This is a genomic window from Halalkalibacter lacteus (genome assembly GCF_036663595.1).
Classification (GTDB): domain Bacteria; phylum Bacillota; class Bacilli; order Bacillales; family Bacillaceae_D; genus Halalkalibacter; species Halalkalibacter lacteus.
In genome coordinates, this window is record NZ_JAWRVL010000155.1 from 1 (window position 1) to 279 (window position 279).

Sequence of the window (279 nt, forward strand, 5' to 3'; positions counted from 1 at the left end):
TTGGCGAGGTCGAGCGAAGCGGCGCCGGTCTGTTTGGAGAGCTTCTCTCCCGCGGCATTCACCGCCACCGGTACGTGCGCGTAACGCGGCTGCCGCGCTCCAAGAATGCGCTGCAGATGGATCTGGCGCGCGGTCGAATCGAGCAGGTCGGCGCCGCGCACCACGTCCGTGACGCCTTGATCGAGATCGTCCACCACCACTGCGAGCTGATAGGCGTAGATGCCGTCGGCGCGCTGCAGCACGAAGTCGCCCACCTCGCGTTCCACGCGCTGCTCGACC

1 protein-coding gene is annotated in these 279 nt (G+C 67.4%); it reads right to left on the reverse strand.

Features of this window, described 5'->3' with window-relative positions:
- On the reverse strand, positions 1–279 hold a 279-nt coding region (locus SAZ04_RS21885; RefSeq protein ID WP_332699648.1), incomplete at both ends, for a glutamate--tRNA ligase family protein.